Source organism: Cellulomonas sp. GbtcB1, assembly GCF_019091725.1.
Lineage (GTDB): Bacteria > Actinomycetota > Actinomycetes > Actinomycetales > Cellulomonadaceae > Cellulomonas.
This window is the reverse complement of record NZ_JAGXJG010000011.1, coordinates 48,500-66,317: the sequence shown is the minus strand read 5'-3', so window position 1 is coordinate 66,317 and position 17,818 is coordinate 48,500. Positions and strand designations below refer to the sequence as shown.

The window sequence follows — 17,818 nt, the reverse complement described above, 5'->3', positions numbered from 1 at the left end:
GGCGCGGGGCGGGTTCGGCGCCGGGCCTTGCGCTGGAGCGCGCTCCAGCCGCCACGCTGGCGCGCATGACGACGACAGCACCCGCGACCGGGCCCCGCACCTCCGACGACGCGACCACCTCCACCCCCGTCCCGCCGATCGCGCTCGGCGCGATGCTGTTCGGCACCCGGCACGACGACGCCGAGTCCTTCGACCTCCTCGACGCGTACGTCGAGGCCGGCGGCGTGTGGATCGACACCGCCGACTGCTACGCGTTCTGGGCCGACGACTCCGGCCGCGGCGGCCAGAGCGAGCCCGTGCTCGGCCGCTGGCTGGCCGCCCGGCCCGGGATGCGGGACCGGGTGCGGATCGCGACCAAGGTCGGCTGCGAGCCGTTGTGGCCCGGCTCGTTCCCGGAGCGCACGACGGGCCTCGGCGCCGACCTCGTGCGGTCCGTGGCCCGGCAGAGCCTGGACCGGATGGGGATCGACCGCATCGACCTGTTCTGGGCGCACCGCGACGACCGGTCGACGCCGCTGCCGGAGGTCGTCGACGGGTTCGGCGGGCTGGTCGCGGACGGCGTGGTGGGTGCGTGGGGGTTCTCCAACACGGCGCTGTGGCGGGCCGAGCGCGCCGCCGGGCTCGCCCGCGCGCGGGGCCTCGCAGAGCCGACCGGGCTGCAGCTGCGCTACTCCTACCTGCAGCCCCGCCCGATGGTCCGGGACCACGAGCACGACCACCGGTTCGGCTGGATCACCGACGAGGTCCTCGACTACGCGGAGGCGAACCCGGCCGTCGGCCTGTGGGCGTACAGCCCGCTGATGTCGGGCGCGTACGAGCGCGCCGACCGGCCCGTCCCCGAGGGCTTCGACCACCCGGGGACGGCGCGGCGGCTCGCGGTGCTGGCGGCGGTCGCCGCGGATCTGGGCGTCAGCCGGAGCGAGGTCGTGCTCGCGTGGCTCGCGGGCGGGACGCCGCGGGTCAGCCCGGTTGCGGGGGTGAGCAGCCTCGCGCAGCTGGGCACGGCCATGGCCGGCGTGCGGCTGGTGCTGCCGCCCGAGGCCCGGGAGCGGCTCGACGCGGCCTGGTGAGCGCGCGCCGGGCGCGGGTCGGGCGCGGGTCGGGCGGGTGCGGGAGCGGTAATGAGACTGAGTATCAGTTGTGTTAGCGTGACCGCGCTGATCATCCGACCCGCGACCGGAGAGGAGACGGCGGCGAGGGCACCCGTGCGCCCGCACGGGCCCCGCGACCGCCGGCCCCCCACATGACCCTTTCGACCCGTACCCGCCCCCGACTCGCCGGGGCGCTCGGCCTCGGCGTGGCCGCCGCGCTGCTCGCCGCCTGCGGCTCCGGCGACGCCGCCGCGGAGCCCTCCGCGACCGCCGAGGAGACGGCCGCCCCCGCCGCCACCGAGGTCGCCACCGCGAAGCCCCGCCTCGCGCTCACCTACGACGGCGGCATCCAGGTGCTCGACGCCGACACGCTCGAGGTCGTCTCCGACATCGAGCTGGCGGGCTTCAACCGCCTGAACCCCGCCGGCGACGAGCGGCACGTCCTCGTGTCCACCACCGGCGGCTTCCAGGTGCTCGACGCCGGCACCTGGACCGAGCCGCACGGCGACCACACCCACTCGTTCGCCAGCGACCCGGTGCTCACCGACGTGCTGTGGTCCGCCGAGAAGCCCGGCCACGCCGTCCGGCACGAGGGCCGCACCGCCCTGTTCGACGACGGCACCGGCCAGGTCACCGTCGTCGACTCCGACGCGCTCGCCGACCCGGACGCCGCGACCCGCGAGTACACCACCCCGTCCGCGCACCACGGCGTCGCGGTCGAGCTGACCGACGGCACCCTCGTCGTGTCGGACGGCACCGAGGACGAGCGCACCGGCGTGCGGGTGCTCGACGCGGAGAACACGGAGATCGCCGCGATCGACACCTGCCCCGGCGTGCACGGCGAGGCGGTCGCCGCCGACGAGGCCGTCGTCATCGGCTGCGAGGACGGGGCCGTGGTCTGGGCCGGCGGCGCCCTGACCAAGGTCACCGCCCCCGACGCCTACGGCCGCATCGGCAACCAGGCCGGCTCCGAGGCCTCCCCGTACGTGCTCGGCGACTACAAGTCCGACCCGGACGCCGACCTGGAGCGCCCGACCCGGGTCTCTCTGATCGACACCCGCGACGCGTCGATCCGCCTGGTCGACCTGCCGGCCTCCTACACGTTCCGCTCGCTCGCCCGCGGCGACGCCGGCGAGGCCCTGGTGCTCGGCACCGACGGCGCGCTGCACGTCATCGACCCGGAGTCCGGCACCGTCGTGCGGTCCGTCCCGGTGATCGACGCCTGGGAGGAGCCCGAGGAGTGGCAGCAGCCGCGCCCGGCGATCACGGTCCTGGACGGCTCGGCGTACATCACCGACCCGGCGACGAACAGCGTGCACGCGGTCGACGTCGAGACCGGCGAGGTCTGGCTGTCGGCCGAGCTCGAGGTGACGCCGAACGAGATCGCGGGCGTCTCGGGCGCCGTGGCGGAGCACGGGGCGCACGAGGACGGGCACGAGGACCACGCGCACGAGGACGAGCACGACCACGCGCACGACGAGGAGACCGCCCAGGGCTGACCCTGGTCCACCCCTCGCACCTCCGGAGTGGAGCGTGCTGCCCGGACACGCCGCGCGTGTCGGGCAGGACGCTCCACTCCGGCGCACCCCGACCCGGAAGGACCCCCGTGGCCCGCAGCACGACCCGCCCCCGCACGACCCGCCCCACCCGCACCCTCGCCGCCGCGGCCGCCGTCGCCGCCGTCGCCGCCGGCCTCGCCGCCTGCTCCCCCGCCGACGCGGACGACCGGCACGACGTCGTCGCCGCGTTCTACCCGCTGCAGTTCGTGGCCGAGCGGGTCGGGGGCGAGCACGTCGCCGTCACCTCGCTGACCCCGCCCGGCGGCGAGTCGCACGACCTGGAGCTGTCGCCCAGCGCGGTGTCCGGCCTGGGCGCGGCCGACCTCGTCGTCTACCTGTCGGGCTTCCAGGCCGCGACCGACGCCGCCGTCGCCGCCACCTCCCCCGCGCATGTCGTCGACGCCGCCGAGGCCGCAGGCCTGGAGGTCGCGCCCGACGGCGTCACCCCGGGCGCGGGCGACAGCCTCGACCCGCACTTCTGGCTCGACCCGACCCGGCTCGCCGACGTCGCGCACCAGGTGGCGGGCGCGCTCGCGGACGTCGACCCGGCGCACGCGGACGAGTTCGCCATCGCTGCGGACGACCTGGTCGCCGACCTGGACGCCCTGGACGCCGAGCTCGCCGACGGGCTGGCCGCCTGCCGGGGCGCCACGCTCGTCGCGTCGCACGAGGCGTTCGGGTACCTCGCCCAGCGGTACGGGCTGCACCAGGTCGGGCTGAGCGGCGTCGACCCCGAGGTCGAGCCGTCGCCCGCCCGCCTGCGCGACGTCGCCGCGACCGTCGAGGCCGAGGGCGTGCGGACGCTGTTCTTCGAGACGCTCACCAGCCCCAAGGTCACGCAGACGCTCGCCGACGACCTCGGGGTCGCCACGGCCGTGCTCGACCCGCTGGAGGGGCTGGCCGAGGACGACGAGCGCGACTACCTCGACGTCATGCGGGACAACCTGGCGGCGCTGACGGGCGGGCTGACCTGCGGGGCGTGAGCCCGGGACGACGACGGCGCCGGTCCCCACGAGGGGCCGGCGCCGTCGTGCGTGCGCGTCAGTGCGAGCGCAGCGCGTCCACCAGGTCTGCCTTCTTCATGGACGACCGGCCCTCGATGCCGATCTCGGCCGCGCGCCTGCGCAGGTCGTCGACGGTCCAGTCCTCGTAGGACCCGGACTCGCCGCCCTTCTTGCCGACGGACGACCGCCCGCGCGCCGCCGCGGCGTTGGCGATGCGCGCGGACTTCTCCTTGCTGTTGCCCTCGTCGCGGAGCTCCTCGTAGAGCCCCTTGTCCTTCACGCTCGGGCCCGGGTCACGGCGCGGCATGGCGACCTCCTCGATCTGGACGACGTCCGACCCCTCGACCATGCCCCCGGCCCGCCGCGCCCGCATCCGGACGCCGATCACGCCGCGCGGTCCCCCAGCCACGGCGCCAGGACGTCGTCCGCGCCGAGCCACGGGTGCAGGCCCCGGGCGTGCTCGTCGGCGGTCAGCAGCACGTCGTCGAACGCCGCCAGCAGGTCGGCCCGCACGTCCTCGACCCCCGTGAACACCAGGCGCGTCCCCGCCGCGCGCCGGCCCCAGGTGCCGAGCGCCCCGACGCTGAGCTGCCCGCCGGCTCCGTCCCACACGCACACCGAGTCCGGCCGGCTCGGGACCCAGAAGTGCCCGCGGCTGCGGTGCCGGCCCCGCCCGAGCCGGGCGACCTCGGCCACCAGGCGCTCCGGGTGCAGCGGCCGGTCGGCGCTCAGCTCGAGCGTCCACACCCCGTGCGCGGTCGGCGCACCCGGCACCGGCGCGGCGAGCCGCGGGTCGAGCCGCCGGTCGCCGGCGCGCACGTCGTGCTGCCCGGCGAGCAGCGCCGCGACGTCCGCGGCGTACACCCCGTCCACCCGGCGACCGTCCGCCGCACGCACGTGGTCGAGCAGGTCGGACGCGACCGGGTGCTCCGCCGGGTCCCCCGCCACCAGCACGACGTCGGCGTGCCCGACCTGGGCCGCGAGCGCCTCGCCGACCGCACGGCCGTCGTCCTGGGTGAGGGCGAGCCCGCGCTCGTCGAGCAGGTCGTCGCCGAGCAGGTCGTGCTCGAAGGTCGCGAGGTCGAGCGCCGCGACGACCCCGGCGAGGCGCAGCGACCGCAGCCCGCCGCCGCGGCGGACCGCCCAGCCGAGCGCGCGGGTCACGGGGAGCGACTCCGCCGACACCGGGAGCGCGAGCAGCACGGCGTCCCAGCGCGGGTCGTGCGCGAGCCGCTCCAGCGTCGGTACGGCGTCCTCGCGCACCGAGCAGCTGAGGCAGGCGTGCTCGAGCGGGACCAGCACGTCCTCGACGACGCCGGACGCGTCGGCGACCACCCGGCGGATGCCCCCGCCGTCGGGTCCGTCGACGATGTCGTGCCGCAGCACGACGGTCCGGGGCCGGTCGACGACGACGCCGAACACGACGGCGTCGCGGAGCAGCGGGTCGACGGTGGCGAGCACGAGCAGGGGCGTCAGGTCGCGTCGGGACATGCGGCTCAGCCTAGCGCTTGTCGCAAACGATTCTCATTACCTATGATGGTTCCCATGTCCGCTCACTGCCAGGTCCTCGGCACGTCGCCCGGGTTCGGCCACTCGATCTCCCACTCGCACCGGCGCTCCAAGCGCCGGTTCGACCCGAACATCCAGCGCAAGCGCTACTGGGTGCCCTCCCTCGGGCGTCACGTCACGCTGACCATCAGCGCCCGGGGCATCAAGACGATCGACAAGCTCGGCATCGAGGTCGTCGTGGCCAGGATCCGCGCCCGCGGGGAGCGCCTCTGATGGCCCGGGCCGCCGACGTCCGCCCGATCATCAAGCTGCGCTCCACGGCGGGGACCGGCTTCACCTACGTCACTCGCAAGAACCGCCGCAACGACCCCGACCGCCTCGTGCTGAAGAAGTACGACCCCGTGGTGCGGCGGCACGTCGACTTCAAGGAGGAGCGCTGATGGCCAAGAAGTCCACGATCGCGAGGAACGAGCAGCGCCGGGCCGTCGTGGCCCGGTACGCCGAGCGCCGGCTGGAGCTGAAGGCCGCCGCGGTGGACCCGCACCGGTCCGAGGCCGAGCGGGTCGCGGCGCGCACCGCGCTGCAGGCGCTCCCCCGCGACGCCAGCCCCACCCGCGTCCGCAACCGGGACGTCGCCGACGGCCGGCCCCGCGGGTACGTGGGGAAGTTCGGGCTGTCCCGCGTGCGGATGCGGCAGATGGCGCACCGCGGCGAGCTGCCCGGTGTCACGAAGTCCAGCTGGTGAAGGAGATCGGCATGAAGCAGGGCATCCACCCCGAGTACCGACCCGTGGTGTTCCGGGACGTCAGCGCGGACTTCGCGTTCCTGACCCGGTCGACGATCACGTCCGAGAAGACCGTCGAGTGGTCGGACGGGAGGACGTACCCCGTCGTCGACGTCGACGTCTCCTCCGCCTCGCACCCGTTCTACACGGGCAGGTCGCGGGTCCTGGACACCGCGGGCCGTGTCGAGAAGTTCCGGCAGCGCTACGGCCTGGGCACCCCCGAGGAGACCCGATGAAGGTGCGCGCGTCGCTCGCGTCGCTCAAGAAGAAGGGGGGTTCGATCGTGGTGCGCCGCCACGGGAAGACCTTCGTGATCAACAAGAAGAACCCGCGCTGGAAGGCGAGGCAGGGCTGATGGCGGTCCCGAAGCGGAAGCTGTCCCGGTCGAACACCCGCGCCCGACGATCGCGGTGGAAGGCGACCCCGGTGCCGCTCGTGGCGGCGCGCACCCCGGACGGCCGCGTGGTCGAGGTCCCGCGCCGCCTGCTCCGCGCCGTCGAGCGCGGCCTTGTCGACCCGCGCTGACCGCCCCACGGCAGTGAAGTCGTCACTCGTCGGTGAGGTCGTCACGTGCGCGTGACGACCTCACCGGCTTGTGACGACCTCACCCCGGCGACGTGGCCGCGCCGGCCGCGGGTACCGTGCCGGGCGTGAGACCCGACGTCCCGAGCCTCGACATCGACACCCCGCAGGGGACCGCGCGGGCGCACCTGCACCTGCCCGCCGGCGCCGCGCCCGGCGCGGACGGGCGGGTGGCCGTCCCCGGCGCGCTCGTGCTCGGGCACGGGGCCGGCGGCGGGGTCGACGCCCCGGACCTCCGCGCGGTCACGGCGGCCGCCACGGCGCTGGGCCTGGCGGTGGCGCTCGTCGAGCAGCCGTACCGCGTCGCCGGCAAGCGGGTCGGCCCGCGCGGCCCCGCCCTGGACGAGGCGTGGACCGCCGTCGTGGCGGACCTGCGGGACCGGGCCCTGGACGCCCCGCTGGTCACGGGCGGCCGGTCGGCGGGAGCCCGCACCGCGTGCCGGACGGCACTCGCCACCGGCGCCGCCGGCGTGCTCTGCCTGGCGTTCCCCACGCAGCCGCCGGGACGGCCGGACGCCCCGAGCCGGCTCCCGGAGCTCGACGCCGCGGGGGTCCCGGTGCTGGTGGTCCAGGGCACGACCGACCCCTACGGCACCCCGCCGTCGTCGCCGACCCGCCGGGTGGTCCCGGTCCCGGGTGACCACTCCCTGAAGAAGGACACCCGGGCGGTCGCCGCGGCCGTCGCGGACTGGCTCCCCACGGTCCTTCCCGGGCTCTGACGCCGAGGTCGAGGGTCTCCCGCCGGAGCCCCCGCGGAACCGCTCGACCTCGCCGGGAACCCTCGACCTCGCCGGCGCGGGTCAGCCGTCGAGGAAGGTCCGCACCGCCTCCGTCACCAGGGCGTGGTCGTCGGCCTGCGGCAGGCCCGAGACCGTCACCACGCCCACGACGCCGACGCCCTCGACGTGCACCGGGAACGCCCCGCCGTGCGCGGCGTACTCCTGCAGCGGCAGCTCGTGCACCGCGCCGAACGTCGTCCCCTTCGCGCGCGCCCGCAGCCCCTGCAGGTACGACGACGTGCCGAACCGCTCGACGACCCGGACCTTGCGCTGGATCCAGGAGTCGTTGTCCGCGACCGTCCCGGGCCGCGCGGCGTGGAACAGCTGCTGCGCGCCGCGCCGGATGTCGACGGTCACGGGCAGCCCGCGCTCGGTGGCCAGCCGGACCAGCAGCGTCCCGAGCTCCCACGCGTCGTCGTTGGTGAAGGTGGCGAAGCGCAGGTCGCGCTCCTGCCGCTCGACCTCGGCGATCAGGGCCCGGACCTCGGTGTCGTCGCTCATGGGCGCGATCCTGCCACCCGCCGGCGCCGGCGGGTGGCAGCGACCGCGCCGCCGGGCGTCAGCCCCGGCGCACCGCCCGCACGACCGTGTCCCGGATCGTGATCTCCCGGCCGTCCGGGTCGGTCGCCGTGCGGGGTCGCGCCTCCGCCACCGGCACCTCCCAGCCCGCGGGGTCGAGCGCCGCGACGACGTCCTCGGGGTCGAAGAACAGCTCCGGCAGGTCCGGGCGCCCGATGGTGGTGCGCAGGTCGCTCGCGTGGTGCGCGACGACCAGCAGCGTGCCGCCGGGAGCCACCGCGCGCGCCATCCGGGCGAACGCCACGGCCCGGACCTTCGGCGGCAGGTGCAGGAAGTGCGTCGTCACCAGGTCGTAGGCGCCGTCCCCGGCGTCCCAGGTCGCGATGTCGACCCGCTCCGTCCGGACCCGGTCGGCGACCTCCGGCCCCGCCTCCGCGGCAGCGGCCGTGACCCGGTCGAGCGCGGTCTGCGCGAGGTCCACCGCCGTGACCGCCCAGCCGCGGCCGGCGAGCCACAGGGCGTCGCCACCCTCGCCGCACGCGACGTCGAGCGCCCGCCCCGGCGCGAGGTCGCCGACCTCGTCGACCAGCTGCGGGTTCGGCCGACCGCTCCACACCCGCGGCGCCGAGCGGTACCGGTCCTCCCAGAACTCCCGGTCGTGCCGCACCTCGCCCGGGTCCCCGCCGCGCCCGTGCGCGTGCCCGTGCGCGTGCGTCCCGGCGTCCTCGGCCCCGCCGTGCTGCTGCCCCATGCCCCGCTCCTCCTCGTCGTCCCCGCCGCGGGACCACCCCGCGGCGACCTCGTCGCGCGCGTTCACAGCCCGATCGCCCCGGCGCCCGCCCGGCGCGCCGCCACCTCGCGCTCCGCGCGCCCCGAGAACGGCGCCACCTGCTCCGCCCGGTACCGCGCCACGGCGGCGTCGGCGTCCTCGGCGGCGAGCTCGGCGACCAGCGCGGCCCCCGCGGTGAGCCCGGCCGCCGCGGCGACCTGCACCTGCGCCCGCAGGTCGGTGACGTTGCCCGCGACCCGCACGCCCGGCACGGTCGTCGAGCCGTCCGGCGCGGCGGCGACCCGGGTGCCGATCACGCGGTCGCCCATCGTCACCGGCTCGGTCGGCAGCCCCAGGCCCGCCAGCCCGTCGAGGCGGGCCCCCAGGCCGGTGGCGACCACGACGGCGTCGCACGCCAGCACCGTCCCGGTCGCCAGCCGCACGCCGGTCAGCACGTCGTCCGCCACCTCCAGCCCCGCCACGGGGCCCTCGACCACCCGCACGCCCAGCGCGGCGAGCCGCTCCCAGTCGTCGTCGGTCAGCCGGTCCCCGCCGGCCCCGCCCAGGAACAGCGTCACGTCGCCGGTCCAGCCGCGCCACAGCTGCGCCTGGTGCACCGCCACCGGCCCGGACCCGAGGACCGCGACGGCCCGGTCCCGGACCTCCCAGCCGTGGCAGAACGGGCAGTGCAGCACGTCCCGACCCCAGCGCGCGGCGAGCCCCGGCACGTCCGGCAACGCGTCGACGAGCCCGGTCGCGACGAGCACCCGGCGCGACCGGACGACGCGGCCGCCCGCGAGCGCCGCGCGGAACCCGTCGCCGTCGCGCCGGACGTCGACGACCCGGTCCTCGACGACCTCGGCGCCGTAGCCCTCGACCTCGGCCCTGCCGCGCGCCAGCAGCTCGGCCGGCGGCAGGCCGTCCAGCCCGAGGTAGGCGTGCATGTGCGCCGCCGGCGCGTTCCGGGGCGCGCCGTCGTGCACCACGAGCACGCTGCGCCGCGCGCGGGCCAGGGTGAGCGCGCCGCCCAGCCCCGCCGCGCCGCCGCCGACCACCAGCACGTCGACCTGCTCCGTCACCATCGGGTCCTCCACCCTCTCGTCCGTGGTGACCACCGTGCGCGCAGCACGACCGGCTTGACAAACATCGTTGCCGGAACGGCAAATGGGGGCATGGTCGAGCCCCGTCGCCCCCGCACCGTCCCGCCGACGCCGGCACCCGCCGACGACGCCCCCGCCGACCTGGAGCCCGTCCTCGAGGCCGTCGGCCCCCGGCTGCGCGACCTCCGTCAGCGCCGCGGCGCCACGCTGGCCGACCTGTCCCGCAGCACCGGGATCTCGGTCAGCACGCTGTCGCGCCTGGAGTCCGGGCAGCGCCGCCCCACCCTGGAGCTGCTGCTGCCGCTGGCCCGCGCGCACCAGGTCCCGCTCGACGAGCTGGTCGGCGCCCCCGAGACCGGCGACCCGCGGGTGCACCTGTCCCCCGTCGAGCGGCACGGGGTCACCTTCGTCCCGCTGAGCCGGCGGCAGGGCGGGCTGCAGGCGTACAAGCAGGTGTTCCCCGCGGGCCACAACCCGGGGCCCGTCGACCCCCGCACGCACGAGGGCTACGAGTGGATGTACGTGCTGTCCGGCCGGATGCGGCTGGTTCTCGGCGACCACGACCTGATGATCGAGCCGGGCGAGGCCGTCGAGTTCGACACCCGGATCCCGCACTGGTTCACCAACCCGGGGCCCGGCGCCGCGGAGGTGCTGACGCTCTGGGGGCCGCAGGGCGAGCGCATGCACGTCCGCGCCCGCTCGACCAGGAAGCCCTGACCGCTCCGGTCGAGGTCCCGCGTCAGGCCACCGCGACCAGCGCCAGCGCCGACGCCGCCACGCAGAGCGGCGCCAGCCACAGCCCCTGCACCACGAACGCCCGCACCGGCACGTGCACCATCGCCTGCCGGCACCGGCGCCACCACAGCACGGTCGCGAGCGAGGCCCACGGGGTCAGCAGCGGGCCGACGCCGGTCCCGATGAGCACGGCCGCGAGCCGCCGGACGTCCTCGCCGGCGACCGGCTCGAGCAGCAGGTAGGCGGGCAGGTTGTTCACCACGTTCGCGACGGCGGCGGACAGCCCGGCGACCCCGAGCAGCGCCCCCGCGTCCGCGCCGGCCGGCGCCGCGTCGAGGACCCAGTCGCCGAGACCGCGGACGTGCAGGGTCTCGACGACCACGAACAGCGCGCCGACGACGAGGATCATCCGCCACGGCACCAGGTCGCGGGCCCGCCCGGGCACCGGCCGCCGCCGCACCGCGAACGCCGCCAGCAGCACGGCGGCCGCCCCCAGCGCGACCGCCCACACCGGCAGCCCGGCGACGAACCCGACCGCCATCACCGCGACCGTGGCCCCGGTCGCGACCAGCAGCGCCCGGTCCGGCGGGACGTACCGCTCCCCCGGCTCGAACCGGCCCCGCAGGTCCCGCCGCCCGCGCACCGCGAGCACCGCGACGGTCACGACAACCGACGCGAGCGCGGGTGCCCACATCACGCCCAGGTAGCCGACGCCCTGCTCCGCGAACCGGTGGTCGGCGAGCAGGTTCGTGAGGTTGGAGACCGGCAGCAGCAGCGACGCGGTGTTCGCCAGGGCCACGACCGTCAGCACGAGCAGCAGCGGCGACGTCCGGGTGCGCCGGGCGAGGGTGATCGCCAGCGGCGTCAGCAGCACGGCCGTGGTGTCGAGCGACAGCAGCACGGTCGACGCGACCGCGATCGCGACCAGCAGCAGCCACAGCAGCCAGCGCCGGCCGCCCGAGGCGCGCGCGGCGGCGTCCGTCGCGACGTCGAACAGCCCGGCCGACCCGCACAGCTCCGCCACGACGGTCAGCGCCGCGACGAAGAGCAGCACCGGGCCGACGCGCTCCGCGAGCGCCGCCGCGTCCGTCCGCGGCAGGGCGCCCGTGAGCACCGCGGCGGCGGCCGGCACCACGGCCACCGCCCACCACGGGACGGCACGCCGGAGCCTGGGCACGGCGGAACTCTAGGTCCCGGGCCTGTCCCCCGCGCGACGGCGGCCGCCGGGTGGGCGGCGCGGGCGGCCGCGCACCGCCGCCCGCGCCACCGCCGAGGTCAGTCCAGCAGCCCCTGCGCCAGCGCCGGGGCGAGCACGGGCGCGAGCGGCAGCCGCGGGATCAGCGTCGCCTGCACCGCGTGGTAGAGGTCGGCCTTGCCCTCCCAGACCGTGCGCGACACCCGGTTGTCGGTGCCGAGCTCGTGCCACCAGGAGCCGCCCTCGTGGTCGAGCAGGTGCTCGGCGGCGTAGTCCCACCAGGTCGCGTACCAGTCGTCGAACCGCTGCTCGCCGGTGGCGGCGTGCAGGGCGGCGGCCGCGGCGATGCCCTCGGCGGCCACCCAGTGCATCCGCTCGCGCACGACCGGCTTCCCGGACCAGTCGACGGTGTAGACGAACCCGGGTGCGCCGTCGACCGACCAGCCCTCGCGGACGGACGCGTCGAACAGCGCCGTGGCGTCCTCGACCATCCAGGCGGGGGCGACGTCGCCGGCCGCGGTGAGCGAGGCCCGGGCGTGCAGGGTGAGCCGCGCCCACTCCAGCCAGTGCCCCACGGTCGCGCCGTACGGCCGGAACGGGTGCGCCGGGGAGTCGGCGTTGTACTCCAGGTCCGCGTTCCACCCGGCGTCGAAGTGCTCGGGGATCCGCCAGGCGTTGTCCCTCGCGAAGCCGTGCACCACGCGGGTGAGGATCCGCACGGCGCGGTCGAGCCACACCCGCTCGCCGGTCACGCCGTGCGCGGCGAGGTACGCCTCGACCGTGTGCATGTTGGCGTTGACGCCGCGGTAGCCGTCGAGCTCGGTGAACGTCCGGTCCCAGGACTCGACGGCCATGCCGGCCTCCTCGTCCCAGAACCGCCGCTCGGAGACGTCCAGCGCCTCGCGCAGCAGCGCCTGGGCGCCCGGCCGGCCCGCAGCGACCGCGGAGGACGTCGCGAGCACGACGAACGCGTGCGGGTACGCCGCCTTCGCGTCGTCGCGCGGAGTCCCGTCGGCGTCCACCTCGGCGTACCAGCCGCCGTGCTCGGCGTCCCGGAACAGCCCGTCGAGCGCGGCCAGGCCGTGGTCGACCAGCGCCGCGGAGCCCGGCCGCCCGAGCAGGTGGGCCAGCGCGTACACGTGCGTCATCCGGCAGGTGATCCACAGCTCGGCGGGCCCCGGCAGCGGCCGGCCCACGTCGTCCAGGCGGAGGAACCCGCCCGACGGGGCGGCGGAGGCCTTCCCGAAGGCGAGCAGGCGGTCGGTCTCGGTCTCGAGCCAGCGGGCGTGCGCGGGCGTCGTCAGCCACGTCATGGGTGTCACCCTAGTCACACCCCGGCCCACGGCACCGCCGCGCGCCGGTGCCGCGCGACATCCAAGCCCGGCCCCGCGCGGACCGCCCGGCCGGGCGTCCCCGCAGCGCACGGCGCCGCGACCGACCACGCGGTCGCGAAGTGCACGAACGTGCAGGCCAGGCCGCGCGGGTCCGGTTCGTCCGGGTCGTCCTGGGCCTTTGACACCGCGCCCCTGACGCGACCAGAATCGTCGCGGATTTGACCGGTCAAAGTGGCTCCGTCGGTCCCGCACCACCCCAGCCGCACCCCACCCCGCACGGACGCCACGAGGACCGCCGCATGCCCACCGCCGACGCCCCGCGCGCCGCCGCCGCGCCCGCAGCCCCTGCGCGCGCCGCCACGGCGGCACGCCCGGCTGCCGCGCGCGCACCGCGGGTGACCATCCGGGCGGTCGCGGAGCACGCCGGGGTCTCGCGGCAGACGGTGTCGAACGCGCTGAACGCCCCGGACCGGCTGTCGCCCGGCACCCTGGAGCGCGTCCGCCGCGCGGTGGCCGCGCTCGGCTACCGGCCGGACCACGCCGCCCGGGCCCTGACCTCGCGCCGCTCCGGCCTCATCGGCATCCGGGTCGGGTCGACGGCGCACCGCACGGCGGCGCACCCCGACCGGCTGCTGCACGAGCTCGTCGCGGCGGCCCGGCCGTACGGCTACCGGTTCCTCGCGTTCGACGCCCCGTACGGGGACGACGCCGCGGAGATCGCCGCCTACGGCGAGCTGCTCGCCGCCGGCGACGTGGACGCCGTGGTCGTCGCGGACACCCACCCGGGGGACGCGCGACCGGCCTGGCTGGCGGACCGCGGCGCGGCGTTCGTCGCGCACGGGCAGCCGTGGGGCGACCCGGACGCCGCGCACCCGTGGGTCGACGTCGACGGCGCGCTCGGCGTGCGGCTCGCGGTCGAGCACCTGCGCTCCCGGGGCCACCGCCGGATCGGGTTCGTCGGCTGGCCCGCCGACGGCGCGGGCGGCGACGCCCGGCGCGCGGCCTGGCTCGCGGCGACCGACGGCGCGGCCCCCGACCCCCGAGGGCCCGGCGGCGCCGACGACCGGGGTCCCGAGACGACCGCCGCGGCGGACGACCCGGACGCGGCGGCCGCCGCCGTCGCCGCCCTGCTCGGGCGACCCGGCGACACCCCGACCGCGCTGGTCTGCGCGTCGGACGCGCTGGCGCTCGGCGCGCTCACCGCGGTCGCGGACGCCGGCGCCACGCCCGGCCGGGACGTCGCGATCACCGGCTACGACGACTCCGACCTGGCGGCGTTCGCGCGCCCCGGGCTGACGAGCGTGCGGCAACCGATCAGACTGGTGGCGCAGACCCTCGTCGAGCAGGTGCTGGACCGGCTCGGCGTCGACCTCGGGCACCGGCCGGCCCCGGCCGGGCTGGTCCCGCCCGAGCTCGTCGTCCGGGCGTCCAGCGCCGGGCCCGCACCGTTCGACGCCGCCCCGGGCCCGGCCGGCGCCCGCGCCACCGCCGCATGACGCACGACCCCGCACCACCCGCACCCGCACACCACGCCCCTGGGAGCTCCACCGTGGCAACCGCACCCGACCGCCCCACCGCGGTCCTCGACGGCCTCGACGCCGTCCTGTTCGACCTGGACGGGGTCCTCACCCCCACCGCCGTCGTGCACATGCACGCCTGGGCGCGGCTGTTCGCGCCGCTGCTCGACGCCCGCGGGGCCGCGCCGTACACCGACGCGGACTACTTCGCGCACATCGACGGCAAGCCCCGCTACGAGGGCGTGCGGTCCCTCCTGGCGTCCCGCGGGATCGAGCTGCCCTGGGGCGACCCGGCCGACTCCCCCGACACCGAGACGGTCTGCGGCCTCGGCAACCGGAAGAACGCCGTCTTCACCCAGGTGCTCGAGACCGAGGGCGTCACGCCCTACCCGGGCTCGGTGCGCCTGGTCGACGCGCTGCTCGCGCAGGGCCGGAAGGTCGCCGTGGTGTCGAGCAGCCGGAACGCGGTGCCCGTGCTGGCCGCTGCGGGACTCACCGACCGGTTCCCGCTCGTCGTCGACGGCCTGGTGGCCGCGGCGCAGGGCCTGGCGGGCAAGCCGGACCCGGCGACGTACCTGTACGCCGCCGAGCAGCTCGGCGTCCCGCGCGAGCGCGCGGTCGTCGTCGAGGACGCCGAGTCCGGCGTCGCCTCCGGCCGTGCCGGGGCGTTCGGGCTCGTCATCGGCGTGGACCGCGGCGCGGGCGCCGACGTGCTGCGCGAGCAGGGGGCAGACCTGGTGGTGGACGACCTCGCGGAGCTCGTCACCCCGACCGACGACACCGACGAGCACGAGAGCACCCTGCCGTGAACCCCACCTCCCTGTTCACCCCGGACCCCCTGGACCGCAACCGGTTCCCGAAGGACGAGTGGCGGCTGCGCGAGACGCGCCACGACGCCGCCGACCTGGGCCGGACCGAGACCCTGTTCGCCGTCGGCAACGGGTACCTCGGCATGCGCGGCAACGTCGAGGAGGGCCGGGACAGCCACAGCCACGGCACCTTCATCAACGGCTTCCACGAGACCTGGCCGATCCGGCACGCCGAGGAGGCGTACGGCTTCGCCCGCGTCGGTCAGACGATCGTCAACGTCCCGGACGCCAAGATCATGCGGCTCTACGTGGACGACGAGCCGCTGCTGCTCACGGTGGCCGACCTGCACTCCTACGAGCGCAGCCTCGACTTCCGCGACGGCGTGCTCTCCCGCGACCTGGTCTGGCAGACGCCGTCCGGCAAGCGCGTCCAGGTGCGCACCCGGCGCATGGTGTCGTTCGCCGAGCGGCACCTGGCCGTCATGACCTACGAGCTGACCATGCTCGACGCCGACGCCCCGGTCGTGCTGAGCAGCCAGATCCTCAACCGGCAGGACGGCCAGGACGAGTACCACGTCCGCGCCGCCGCGATGGGCGAGGGCTTCGACCCCCGCAAGTCCGAGACGCTGACCGCGCGGGTGCTCGAGCCGAAGACGCACTGGGGCTCCGAGGGCCGGTACGTCATGTCCTACCGGGCCGCCGCGTCCGGCATGACGCTCGCCGTGGCGGCCGACCACGCCATCGAGACGGACAACGCCTACGAGGAGCTGTCGCTCGTCGAGGAGGACCTGGCGAAGCACGTCTACCGGATCGACGCGAAGCAGGGCCAGACGGTCCGGATCACCAAGGTCGTCACCTACCACTCGTCCCGCGGCGTCCCCGCGCGCGAGCTCGCCGACCGCTGCCGCCGGACGCTCGACCGGGCCGAGGCGGCCGGCGTCGACCGGCTGTTCGCCGACCAGCGCGCCTGGCTCGACGACTTCTGGGCGCGCAGCGACGTCGAGGTCCCCGGGCAGCCCGACCTGCAGCAGGCGATCCGCTGGAACCTGTTCCAGCTCGCGCAGGCGACGGCGCGCGCCGAGGGCAACGGCATCGCCGCGAAGGGCCTCACCGGCTCCGGGTACAGCGGGCACTACTTCTGGGACACCGAGGTCTACGTCCTGCCGTTCCTGACCTACACCTCGCCGCGGATCGCGCGGAACGCGCTGCGGTTCCGCTACACGATGCTCGACGCCGCGCGCCGCCGCGCCGCCGAGCTGAACCAGAACGGCGCGCTGTTCCCCTGGCGCACGATCAACGGCGAGGAGGCGTCCGCCTACTACGCGGCCGGCACCGCGCAGTACCACATCGACGCCGACATCGCGCACGCCGTGCGGCAGTACGTCGCGGCGACCGGCGACGACGACTTCCTCGCCCGCGAGGCCGTCGACATCCTGGTGGAGACCGCGCGCATGTGGGCCGACCTGGGCTTCTGGCGCGGGACGAACGGCGACGCCTCGTTCCACATCCACGGCGTCACCGGGCCGGACGAGTACACGACCGTCGTGAACGACAACCTGTTCACCAACGTGATGGCCCGCGCCAACCTGCGCGGTGCCGTCGAGGCCGTGGACCGCCTGGCGCACGAGCACCCCGCCGAGCACGCCGCGCTCGTCGCCCGGCTGCACCTGACCAAGGACGAGCTGGACGAGTGGGCACACGCCGCCGAGCGGATGCACATCCCGTTCGACGAGCGCCTCGGCATCCACCCCCAGGACGCGAACTTCCTCGAGAAGGAGCTCTGGGACCTGGCCAACACCGACCCGGCCAAGCGCCCCCTGCTGCTCTACTACCACCCGCTGGTGATCTACCGGTTCCAGGTGCTCAAGCAGGCGGACGTCGTGCTGGCGCTGTTCCTGCAGGGCGACCAGTTCACCGCCGAGGAGAAGCTGGCCGACTTCGACTACTACGACCCGCTGACCACCGGCGACTCGACGCTGTCCGGCGTCGTGCAGTCCATCGTGGCGTCCGAGGTCGGGTACCAGGAGCTCGCGCTGCGCTACTTCACGTCGGCGCTCTACGTGGACCTGGCCGACCTGCACCACAACACGGCGGACGGCGTGCACGTCGCGTCGGCCGGCGGCGTGTGGAGCGCGCTGGCCTGCGGCTTCGGCGGCATGCGGGACCACGAGGGCGTCGTGTCCCTCGACCCGCGGCTGCCAGAGGTCTGGGACGGGCTGACGTTCCGGCTCACGCTGCGCGGCAGCCGGGTGCGCGTCGACGTCCGGCACACCGAGCTGCGGCTCACCGTCGAGGAGGGCGACGCCGCGGACCTGGTCGTGCGCGGCGAGCCGGTCAAGGTCACCGCGGGCGACCCCGTCGTGCTGCCGCTGGCGCCCGCGCCGCGGCTGATCGGCACCCCGACGGTCCGGGACATCGAGGGCACCCGCCGCGCCGACGGCACCCTGATGACCGCGAGCGTGCCGGACCACCCGACGGTGCTCACGCCGCCCCCGGTCTCGCACGACTGAGCGCGGCGCGGGGCGCTCGCGG

The 17,818-nt window shown here is 76.2% G+C and carries 22 protein-coding genes; 14 read left to right on the top strand and 8 right to left on the bottom strand.

Features of this window, described 5'->3' with window-relative positions; translation table 11 throughout:
• The first annotated feature begins 65 nt into the window (after window positions 1–65).
• From KVT14_RS06305 to KVT14_RS06295, 3 genes are all read left to right on the top strand, one after another.
• Window positions 66–1,070: an aldo/keto reductase gene (locus KVT14_RS06305; protein WP_217614895.1), complete on the top strand. Its 1,005-nt coding sequence runs from the start codon at window positions 66–68 to the stop codon at window positions 1,068–1,070.
• 173 nt (window positions 1,071–1,243) lie between these two features.
• Window positions 1,244–2,590 (top strand): zinc metallochaperone AztD, encoded by a 1,347-nt coding sequence (gene aztD, locus KVT14_RS06300; protein ID WP_217614894.1) that lies wholly within the window; start codon window positions 1,244–1,246, stop codon window positions 2,588–2,590.
• Window positions 2,591–2,697: 107 nt separating this feature from the next.
• Window positions 2,698–3,633 (top strand): metal ABC transporter substrate-binding protein, encoded by a 936-nt coding sequence (locus KVT14_RS06295; protein ID WP_217614893.1) that lies wholly within the window; start codon window positions 2,698–2,700, stop codon window positions 3,631–3,633.
• A 58-nt stretch (window positions 3,634–3,691) separates the two neighbouring features.
• On the opposite strand, the gene KVT14_RS06290 is transcribed toward KVT14_RS06295, so the two are convergent.
• Window positions 3,692–3,961 carry a Rho termination factor N-terminal domain-containing protein gene (locus KVT14_RS06290; protein ID WP_217614916.1) on the bottom strand — a complete coding sequence of 90 codons (270 nt, stop codon included), beginning with the start codon at window positions 3,959–3,961 and terminating at the stop codon, window positions 3,692–3,694.
• Between the two features lie 77 nt (window positions 3,962–4,038).
• Complete coding sequence (locus tag KVT14_RS06285; RefSeq protein WP_217614892.1) at window positions 4,039–5,145, bottom strand: GTP-binding protein; 1,107 nt, start codon at window positions 5,143–5,145, stop codon at window positions 4,039–4,041.
• Window positions 5,146–5,199: 54 nt separating this feature from the next.
• On the opposite strand from KVT14_RS06285, the gene rpmB reads away from it, so the two are divergent.
• The 7 genes from rpmB to KVT14_RS06250 all read left to right on the top strand — a co-directional run bounded on the left by rpmB (window position 5,200) and on the right by KVT14_RS06250 (window position 7,248).
• Window positions 5,200–5,436 carry a 50S ribosomal protein L28 gene (gene rpmB / locus KVT14_RS06280; protein WP_217614891.1) on the top strand — a complete coding sequence of 79 codons (237 nt, stop codon included), beginning with the start codon at window positions 5,200–5,202 and terminating at the stop codon, window positions 5,434–5,436.
• The gene (gene rpmG / locus KVT14_RS06275; protein WP_203668967.1) at window positions 5,436–5,603 is read left to right on the top strand and encodes a 50S ribosomal protein L33; all 168 of its coding nucleotides are present in this window, start codon (window positions 5,436–5,438) and stop codon (window positions 5,601–5,603) included. Before rpmB ends, rpmG begins: the two co-directional genes overlap by 1 nt.
• On the top strand, window positions 5,603–5,908 hold the full coding sequence (rpsN, locus tag KVT14_RS06270; RefSeq protein WP_217614890.1) for a 30S ribosomal protein S14: 306 nt from the start codon (window positions 5,603–5,605) through the stop codon (window positions 5,906–5,908). Before rpmG ends, rpsN begins: the two co-directional genes overlap by 1 nt.
• Before the next feature lie 11 nt (window positions 5,909–5,919).
• On the top strand, window positions 5,920–6,183 hold the full coding sequence (locus tag KVT14_RS06265; RefSeq protein ID WP_217614889.1) for a type B 50S ribosomal protein L31: 264 nt from the start codon (window positions 5,920–5,922) through the stop codon (window positions 6,181–6,183).
• Window positions 6,180–6,302, top strand: coding sequence for a type B 50S ribosomal protein L36 (gene ykgO, locus KVT14_RS06260; protein WP_217614888.1), 123 nt, complete (start codon window positions 6,180–6,182; stop codon window positions 6,300–6,302). The genes KVT14_RS06265 and ykgO overlap by 4 nt, the downstream gene beginning before the upstream one ends.
• Window positions 6,302–6,472, top strand: a complete 171-nt coding sequence (gene rpmF, locus KVT14_RS06255; protein ID WP_217614887.1) for a 50S ribosomal protein L32 — start codon at window positions 6,302–6,304, stop codon at window positions 6,470–6,472. The genes ykgO and rpmF overlap by 1 nt, the downstream gene beginning before the upstream one ends.
• A gap of 125 nt (window positions 6,473–6,597) precedes the next feature.
• Window positions 6,598–7,248 (top strand): alpha/beta family hydrolase, encoded by a 651-nt coding sequence (locus KVT14_RS06250; RefSeq protein ID WP_217614886.1) that lies wholly within the window; start codon window positions 6,598–6,600, stop codon window positions 7,246–7,248.
• Between the two features lie 81 nt (window positions 7,249–7,329).
• Here the strand turns inward: KVT14_RS06250 and KVT14_RS06245 are convergent, their stop codons facing one another.
• The 3 genes from KVT14_RS06245 to KVT14_RS06235 are packed head-to-tail and all read right to left on the bottom strand — an operon-like array spanning window position 7,330 to window position 9,678.
• Window positions 7,330–7,809 (bottom strand): heme-degrading domain-containing protein, encoded by a 480-nt coding sequence (locus KVT14_RS06245; RefSeq protein ID WP_147795906.1) that lies wholly within the window; start codon window positions 7,807–7,809, stop codon window positions 7,330–7,332.
• 58 nt (window positions 7,810–7,867) lie between these two features.
• Window positions 7,868–8,644, bottom strand: a complete 777-nt coding sequence (locus tag KVT14_RS06240) for a class I SAM-dependent methyltransferase (RefSeq protein WP_308160925.1) — start codon at window positions 8,642–8,644, stop codon at window positions 7,868–7,870.
• Window positions 8,641–9,678, bottom strand: a complete 1,038-nt coding sequence (locus tag KVT14_RS06235) for an NAD(P)/FAD-dependent oxidoreductase (protein WP_217614885.1) — start codon at window positions 9,676–9,678, stop codon at window positions 8,641–8,643. The genes KVT14_RS06240 and KVT14_RS06235 overlap by 4 nt, the downstream gene beginning before the upstream one ends.
• Before the next feature lie 90 nt (window positions 9,679–9,768).
• On the opposite strand from KVT14_RS06235, the gene KVT14_RS06230 reads away from it, so the two are divergent.
• The gene (locus KVT14_RS06230; protein WP_217614884.1) at window positions 9,769–10,413 is read left to right on the top strand and encodes a helix-turn-helix domain-containing protein; all 645 of its coding nucleotides are present in this window, start codon (window positions 9,769–9,771) and stop codon (window positions 10,411–10,413) included.
• Between the two features lie 22 nt (window positions 10,414–10,435).
• Here KVT14_RS06230 and KVT14_RS06225 read toward each other — a convergent pair whose 3' ends face one another.
• The 3 genes from KVT14_RS06225 to KVT14_RS06215 form a co-directional block, all read right to left on the bottom strand.
• Entirely contained in the window at window positions 10,436–11,608 is a 1,173-nt protein-coding gene (locus tag KVT14_RS06225; RefSeq protein ID WP_217614883.1) for an SLC13 family permease, read from the bottom strand.
• A gap of 98 nt (window positions 11,609–11,706) precedes the next feature.
• The gene (locus KVT14_RS06220) at window positions 11,707–12,939 is read right to left on the bottom strand and encodes an AGE family epimerase/isomerase (RefSeq protein ID WP_217614882.1); all 1,233 of its coding nucleotides are present in this window, start codon (window positions 12,937–12,939) and stop codon (window positions 11,707–11,709) included.
• 14 nt (window positions 12,940–12,953) lie between these two features.
• Window positions 12,954–13,145, bottom strand: a complete 192-nt coding sequence (locus KVT14_RS06215) for a hypothetical protein (RefSeq protein ID WP_217614881.1) — start codon at window positions 13,143–13,145, stop codon at window positions 12,954–12,956.
• 114 nt (window positions 13,146–13,259) lie between these two features.
• On the opposite strand from KVT14_RS06215, the gene KVT14_RS06210 reads away from it, so the two are divergent.
• The 3 genes from KVT14_RS06210 to KVT14_RS06200 are packed head-to-tail and all read left to right on the top strand — an operon-like array spanning window position 13,260 to window position 17,796.
• Complete coding sequence (locus KVT14_RS06210; RefSeq protein WP_217614880.1) at window positions 13,260–14,456, top strand: LacI family DNA-binding transcriptional regulator; 1,197 nt, start codon at window positions 13,260–13,262, stop codon at window positions 14,454–14,456.
• A 53-nt stretch (window positions 14,457–14,509) separates the two neighbouring features.
• A complete protein-coding gene (locus KVT14_RS06205) occupies window positions 14,510–15,286 on the top strand; it encodes an HAD-IA family hydrolase (RefSeq protein WP_308160924.1) in 777 nt (258 codons plus the stop codon).
• Complete coding sequence (locus tag KVT14_RS06200; protein WP_308160923.1) at window positions 15,283–17,796, top strand: glycosyl hydrolase family 65 protein; 2,514 nt, start codon at window positions 15,283–15,285, stop codon at window positions 17,794–17,796. Before KVT14_RS06205 ends, KVT14_RS06200 begins: the two co-directional genes overlap by 4 nt.
• Window positions 17,797–17,818: the final 22 nt, after the last annotated feature.